Origin of the sequence: Cytobacillus oceanisediminis (assembly GCF_004366035.1) — a bacterium.
Taxonomy (GTDB): domain Bacteria; phylum Bacillota; class Bacilli; order Bacillales; family Cytobacillaceae; genus Cytobacillus; species Cytobacillus oceanisediminis_C.
The window spans coordinates 1-6,835 of record NZ_SOEE01000038.1; the positions used below are offsets into that span (position 1 = coordinate 1).

General features: G+C 40.8%; 7 protein-coding genes. 6 read left to right on the plus strand and 1 reads right to left on the minus strand.

The window, feature by feature from the left end; translation table 11 throughout:
• From DFO72_RS28805 to DFO72_RS28825, 5 genes are all read left to right on the plus strand, one after another.
• A partial coding sequence (locus DFO72_RS28805) for an oligopeptide/dipeptide ABC transporter ATP-binding protein (RefSeq protein WP_134177337.1) occupies nucleotides 1-309 on the plus strand: 309 nt, incomplete at its 5' end.
• 12 nt (nucleotides 310-321) lie between these two features.
• Nucleotides 322-1,308: an ABC transporter ATP-binding protein gene (locus DFO72_RS28810; protein WP_113885903.1), complete on the plus strand. Its 987-nt coding sequence runs from the start codon at nucleotides 322-324 to the stop codon at nucleotides 1,306-1,308.
• A gap of 35 nt (nucleotides 1,309-1,343) precedes the next feature.
• On the plus strand, nucleotides 1,344-2,480 hold the full coding sequence (locus DFO72_RS28815) for a C45 family autoproteolytic acyltransferase/hydolase (protein ID WP_113885902.1): 1,137 nt from the start codon (nucleotides 1,344-1,346) through the stop codon (nucleotides 2,478-2,480).
• Between the two features lie 32 nt (nucleotides 2,481-2,512).
• On the plus strand, nucleotides 2,513-3,088 hold the full coding sequence (locus tag DFO72_RS28820) for a GDSL-type esterase/lipase family protein (protein WP_113885901.1): 576 nt from the start codon (nucleotides 2,513-2,515) through the stop codon (nucleotides 3,086-3,088).
• A gap of 175 nt (nucleotides 3,089-3,263) precedes the next feature.
• Nucleotides 3,264-4,376 carry a PepSY-associated TM helix domain-containing protein gene (locus DFO72_RS28825; protein WP_166672577.1) on the plus strand — a complete coding sequence of 371 codons (1,113 nt, stop codon included), beginning with the start codon at nucleotides 3,264-3,266 and terminating at the stop codon, nucleotides 4,374-4,376.
• Between the two features lie 523 nt (nucleotides 4,377-4,899).
• On the opposite strand, the gene DFO72_RS28830 is transcribed toward DFO72_RS28825, so the two are convergent.
• The gene (locus DFO72_RS28830) at nucleotides 4,900-5,529 is read right to left on the minus strand and encodes a TetR/AcrR family transcriptional regulator (protein WP_113885899.1); all 630 of its coding nucleotides are present in this window, start codon (nucleotides 5,527-5,529) and stop codon (nucleotides 4,900-4,902) included.
• A 770-nt stretch (nucleotides 5,530-6,299) separates the two neighbouring features.
• On the opposite strand from DFO72_RS28830, the gene DFO72_RS28835 reads away from it, so the two are divergent.
• Nucleotides 6,300-6,835 (plus strand): 2-dehydropantoate 2-reductase N-terminal domain-containing protein (locus DFO72_RS28835; protein WP_279587092.1); only part of this gene is annotated, 536 nt, incomplete at its 3' end.

Sequence of the window (6,835 nt, forward strand, 5' to 3'; positions counted from 1 at the left end):
GTGGCGGAAATGGCCGACAGGGTCGTAGTGATGTATGCCGGAGAAGTGGTGGAGGATGCTTCTGTTTTTGATTTATTTGCTAATCCAAAGCATCCGTACACAATGGGGCTAATGAAGTCGCTGCCGAAAATGGATGAACAGCTGGAGGAATTGGATTCTATAATAGGCTCCGTTCCCAATCCGCTGGACATGCCAAAGGGGTGTTCGTTCCACCCGCGTTGCCCAAAGGCGACGGTAAAATGCATAAAGAACAAGCCTCAGCTGGAAGAGTACAGGGAGAATCATTTGGTGCGTTGTTTGCAAACATAGGGGGTGATCGCGATGGCACTAGATTCGGCTCCGTTATTAGAAGTCAAAAAACTCAAAAAATACTATCCATTTAAAAAGGGGGTATTCTCGTCAGAGGTGGGTCATGTACGGGCGGTAGATGGTCTTGATTTCACCGTTCAACAAGGAGAGACGTTAGGAATCGTGGGAGAATCCGGTTGTGGAAAATCAACGGTTGGACAAATGATATTGCAGCTATTGGAGCCGACAGAAGGCGAAATTTGGTTCCAGGGGAAAAACGTCTCTACTCTAAATAAGTCCGAAATGAAAGAAGCGCGACGAAATCTGCAAATGATTTTTCAGGATCCGTACTCTTCACTGAATCCTCGCATGCGAGTGGAGGACATTGTAGGGGAGCCTTTGAAAATATTTGAACGATACAGCAAAAAGGAACGCAGAGAGAAGGTAGCTGAGCTCTTGCGGCTAGTTGGACTGGATACTCACCATCTCAACCGTCATCCACACGAGTTCAGTGGTGGGCAGAGACAACGCATTGGTATTGCTCGAGCACTTGCTCTGAATCCAAAGATCATTGTCTGTGATGAAGCCGTATCTGCATTGGATGTATCGATTCAATCCCAGATCTTAAATCTGCTTCACAAGCTGCAAAACGAATTGGGGCTGACCTACATCTTTATCGCCCATGGATTGCCAGCAGTGAAGCATATCAGTGACAGGGTCGCCGTGATGTATCTGGGAAGAATCGTGGAGCTGGCTGATCGGGACACATTATTTGCTAATCCGAAGCATCCGTACACCAAAGCGCTGTTATCTGCCGTACCTATTCCGGACCCGTTTCAACGGAAGGAACGGATCGTTTTGCAGGGGGATTTGCCAAATCCGGCAGCTCCCCCGTCTGGCTGCCACTTTCATACGCGTTGTCCTTACGCCCAACCCCTCTGCGAGAAAAAGACACCTGAGCTTTCGGCGTATGGGAAAGGTCATGTTGCAGCCTGTCATTTCCCGTTAGAAGTCGATTGATATCAAATATCTATGTACAAAGGAGAGAACCATCCATGAACAAATCAAGGTCTGAGAAGCTTTTAAACCGTTCTACCAAGAGCTTTCCATTTTATCATTTTCAGGGGACACATCGCCAGATCGGCCAGCAGCATGGGGAAGCGTGCAGAGAGCTGATCCATAAAAATTTGGAGATGGCTACCGAGCGTCTTCGTCGTAAATACAACGTACCCACACGTGAAGAAGTAATTGAAGCGGCCCTGAAGTACCACAGCTACGTCCAGAAATATGCCCCCCAATTTGATGAAGAAATTCAGGGGTTGGCAGAAGGAGCGGGAATCTCCCTGGGTGAATCCTATCTCCTGCAAGTTCGGGCAGAATTGAATAAAATCTTTCAAACGAATCAAACAGAGTGCACAACATTTGCAGTGGCTTCAGAAGTAACTGCAGACGGCTCACCGCTCATCGGTCAGAATGCGGATCTGCCTGCTTTTTATGGTGAGCTGAGCGTCGTCATCGAGTCGATTCCTGATCAAGGACCAGCCACCATGATGCTAACGCCTGCGGGTCAAATCTCCTTTATCGGTATTAACGATGCTGGTGTAGGTGCATTCGGCAACTTTGTGACGTGTGACGGGTGGCGAGTAGGATTCCCGCGGTACTTTTTGACCAAGCTGGCTTTGACATGCAGCACAGTGGCTGAAGCGGTGAATCTAGTAGACAGCGTCTATCGCGCCTCCTCGCGTAACCTGCTTATGTTGGACAAGCAAGGCGGGATCGCTGATGTGGAAACTATTCCATCCAAAATCTCCTTAATTGAGGCAAAGAACGGTATCCTAGCGCACTCCAATCATTTCGTTAGTCCGCAGCTGCTGGATGAAGAACGCTTAACAGGCATTGAGCTGGAAAATTCGCGAGTTCGAATTGCCCGGATGGAGGAGATGCTGGACGCGAATAGGGGCAAGCTGAATGCAGAAGTGATGCAGGACATTTTGCGTGACCGTGGAAGTTTTCCACATTGCCTGTGCCAGATAGAAGGAGATGAAGGCATGCAGGCACCAGGGGAGAAGGCGACGGATATCATTACTTTTGCTTCTGTGATCGCGGAGCCGGCTAAAGGTCATTTATGGATTGCAATTGGACCCCCTGACCAGTACGAGTATAAAAAGTATTCGTTCTCTCCTCGAAATTAAGCTTACTTTTACCCGTAGAAAGGAGCCCATTCATGAAAGTCGTCTGTTTTGGAGACAGCCTAACAGCGAGGACAGAAGGCTGGGATCGTCCCTTGTTGTCGATCATGCTGGAAGCGAAACTGGGCACAGACTGGGATGTTGTAAACGCTGGCGTGCCAGGCAACAATACGTTTCATGCGCTGGAGAGAGTAGAGAAAGACGTCTTGATTCACGAGCCGGATCTAGTGACCGTGTTTTTTGGTTCGAACGATGCTGCCTTTAACAAAATGGTTCCACTGCCAGACTTCAAGAGTAAGCTAACGGAAGTGGTTACGATCATAGGTCCAAAAAGGGTGATCCTGATCAGTCCTGCACCGGTTGACGAGAGTTTACAGGAGTTCCGGACGAATGATGTGCTACAGCAATATGCCGATGTCGTCTGGGAAGTAAGTGAAGAAACAGGCAGCCATTACCTAGATTTCTTCGCGCGAATAATGTCTCTGCCGAATCGAAACGAGGTATTGCGCGGGCAAAGAAACGATGGACTTCATTTTGGAGAACTAGGGTATGAGGTATTGTCGGATGAGATCAGTCGAAAGATTGAAGAAATTGGTAGTTTCACCAAATGAATCTTAGTAGAATTCGTATAAAGAGCAGGTAGACTTAGTGTAATACCCTATTGTTTTCACTCATAGAATGTTTCGCAAAAAATCCGCAAAATTATTAATTTCACCTATCGATTAGGGAAGGTATTTGAATATTTCTACTATTATCTATAAAAATATGAAAATGGGGGTGCATTTTATGAGTGTAAAGAAGGTAATTGGAAAGGTCCATTTGTATTTAAGTTTAATGTTCGGAATCTTTATCGTACTACTCTGTGTTTCAGGCAGTATTCTAGTCTTTGATCATGATATTAAGAAATTCCAGCATCCAGAGCTATACAAGGTAAGTGCGGGGAATGCTACCTATTCAGAAATAGAAAGCAATATTAAAGAAGCTTATCCGAAGGGGAAAATTAATCGCATCTACACACCGGATGGCCCATTTGGCTTAGGAACGTATCTTTACTGGGTCAAGGAAGGAAAGACGGTTCATACATTAAGTATCGATCCAGGTACAGGTGAGATAAATGGCAATGAGGGTGATGAAAGTCCATTTATAGTGTGGTTGAAGTCATTTCACTCGACTCTGCTCATTCCGGTTTATGGTATTTATGTAGTAGGATGGATCGGGTTTATTTTAGCCTTTATTCTACTTACCGGACTATATATGTGGTGGCCCGGAATTAAAAAGACGATCCAAGGCTTAAAGTTGAGAAAGAACGCGCCTAATTCTTATGCGAGGTTCTCCAGCTGGCACAAAGTAATCGGAGTGTACACAATCCCAATTTTGCTGGTAATTACGCTAAGTGGAGCGCTGATACCTTTCTATGTAGGTATGTTGGGATGGTTTGGTATAGACTCCACCATGTCCGCTGAAGAGCTGACGTTGCAGCCAACACCTGAAGGGGAGCTGCCCCTAGATGTACTCCTTGCCAAATTAAAAGAGAATGAACCAAACAACAATGTTCTTTCCCAAATTCGCTATCCAGCATCACCGGAAAAAGCCATTGAGTTCCGAACAAAACGCCTTCAGGATCCGGGGTTTGGAAGTAACCGAATTTACATGAATCAATACACAGGCGAGATTATTGGAAAGCAAGGGATAGATACAACACCTGGCTGGATCGGGAAGGTGTGGCTGTTTCCGATCCATACTGCTGTAGATTTTAGCATGTTCTTAAAAATTGTCTATGCACTCGCCGGCCTAGTACCTGTTTTCCTCATGTTTTCAGGATTGTATATATGGTGGTTTAAGCGTAGGAAAAGAAGACAAACGAACACAAACGAACACCTTGTACACAAACCCTTATGATGCGGCGCCAACCGAAAACTCCGTTTGGCGGAATAAGAAAAGAACGAGAGTGTGCTGAATAACTGACTGCCTATCACAAGAGGACAAAATTCCGTTTGTTTTTTGTATATTCTAAAAGTACTGATGTGTTCGCGAACCATCCTATTTAAATTTGAAAGATATACTCATTTCGCCACAAAACCCTACGCCATACGTTTGCTGGGCATAGTACAAATTCCCTCGTTTGGAGGGCTTAATTACGTTTTTTCTGTTATTGGCCCTTCTCTTTTTGACTAACTTTTAGGATTCTTAAAATAAAGTAACTTTTGCATCAAAGTTTTGGACATAAGTAGATAGTATAAATATTACGGAATATGGTATTTTCAGTCATTGTATTGTTCATCTTCTTTAAAAAAAGTCGAAATGCACATCGAAAGTTTCTATCAATTGGATGGATTGAATTTTAATTAAATCATCTATGGAAATATATAAAGTAATTTGTAAGGTATTAATTTAATAGTGACCAAAATTGACAGGAATACTTTTAAATTTTTTTGAATGAGTGTATGTGTTCAATCATTGTGTCTAACGCAATGATAATTGGTGTTGGATCTCGCCGTACTTGAGTTAACAAAAGGCCTCCTTGAAGTGCAGCAAGTAGTGCGAGTGCTAGTTTATCAGGATCAGCATCTGAATTTAATTCACCCTGATTAAGCATGTAACGTAAACCTTTTTTTATGCTATCTTCCCACTCAAAGAAACTAGACATAATTTCCTGTTGTGCATCTGAATTTATTTCAACTAATTCACTTGCAAGTGACCCTAAAGGACACCCTCCTTCGCAATTTCGTTTTATTTGAATATTTACAATAAAATCCCTCCAAGCATATAGAGCTTCGAAGGAGTCAAGATTACTAAGGTACCGTTTGTGGGTTCCTATTACTCTTAAAGTTTGGTATGAAATAACCTCCTGTACCAACTCTTTTTTTTCTTTAAAATAATGATACATCTGTGATGCGCTTATTTTTGCTTTATTTTGAACGTCTTCAATTGTAGTTCTGGCTACGCCCTGTTCATACATCAATTCTGCGGCTGCTACAATAATTCGAGAGCGGGTTTCTTGCCCCTTTTTTGTAAGTTTTTGTTTTTTAGGTATATTTAATGGGTTATTCATATCTGTATTATAACTTAAAATCTAGTGACATTGATACTATATAAATTGGTTTTTTATACCATTAAATAGAAATTTTATTTAATGTTGTTTACATGTAATTAATTTCAAATAAATTGATATCACATAAAATATATTATATAATTTTTAAGTCTAAATTTTGGAGTGAATATTCCAAAAAATAATATTATTGAAATTATAAAATAAGTTTATTGCTTGGTTCAATTTTATTATATGGACAAAAAATATGGTATTCCAGCGGATGAAGAGGGGGCATATTAGGAAGAAAATACATTTTCAATTAATACAGGAGCTATGTAGAGTGCAACCAGAAAAGATATTAATAAATATAATATTAATGAATGAATACAGACAACAAGAAAATGGAATATCAAAATTGTTATTCATGGTCTTGATGTGAATCCCGCTTATACCTATATTATCAGAATATTCAAGGATTGAAAAAGGCGGAATCATTAAGGTTTTATCAGCTAGTTCTACATCCACTGTACCATTTTGATGTTGGATGTAATTTAGGAATATCAAAAATAATTGAAGGATTAAATGAGCGGCATTCAGGAAAACATGTTTACAAATTCCTAAAGAAACAATAAGGGAAGGGTTTTGGTGCATTAACAGTAAATAATTGAAATATCTAAAATTCGGAAACTCTATTATCTGGCTAAGATGCTCCTTAAAAACATGAAAATGCATTAAAAGACAAATAAGTGGGTCAATAAAAAACTAATTTGATGAATTGAGGAATGTATCTTATGAAAGTATTAGTTGTTGGTGCTGGAGCAGTTGGAGGCTACTTTGGAACAAGATTATTTGAAAACGGAGTGGATGTTACGTTTTTGGTAAGGAAAAACAAGCAATTGTTAATAAATGAACATGGAATAAAAGTACAAAGTATCCATGGAAACGTAAATATCTTGCCGAAAACAATCACAGCTAATTATCCTCCTGAAGATTATGATGTAATTCTAGTTAGTACTAAATCGTATCACTTGGATAGTGCTGTCGAAGATATAAAACGATTTGTGGGTAAAGATACGGTTATCATTCCCTTATTAAACGGTATTAGCCATCTCGACATACTATTAAATGCCTTCCCAAATAATAATGTGATGGGCGGTCTATGCTTTATTGAATCTACTACAAACGAGGAAAACGTAATTGTTCAAACTAGCCCTTCTCATGATTTAGTATTCGGAGAACTATCAGGTGAAACTTCAGATAGGGTTAAATATATAAAAAAAGTATTCTCTAATACAAAAGCATCTATTCGCACTAGTGATTCTATTAT

Bases quoted from the DNA above. Each gene is read 5' to 3' on its own strand.
- DFO72_RS28810 (WP_113885903.1), top strand. From the start codon at position 322: ATGGCACTAGATTCGGCTCCGTTATTAGAAGTCAAAAAACTCAAAAAA.
- DFO72_RS28815 (WP_113885902.1), top strand. From the start codon at position 1,344: ATGAACAAATCAAGGTCTGAGAAGCTTTTAAACCGTTCTACCAAGAGC.
- DFO72_RS28820 (WP_113885901.1), top strand. From the start codon at position 2,513: ATGAAAGTCGTCTGTTTTGGAGACAGCCTAACAGCGAGGACAGAAGGC.
- DFO72_RS28825 (WP_166672577.1), top strand. From the start codon at position 3,264: ATGAGTGTAAAGAAGGTAATTGGAAAGGTCCATTTGTATTTAAGTTTA.
- DFO72_RS28830 (WP_113885899.1), bottom strand. From the start codon at position 5,529: ATGAATAACCCATTAAATATACCTAAAAAACAAAAACTTACAAAAAAG.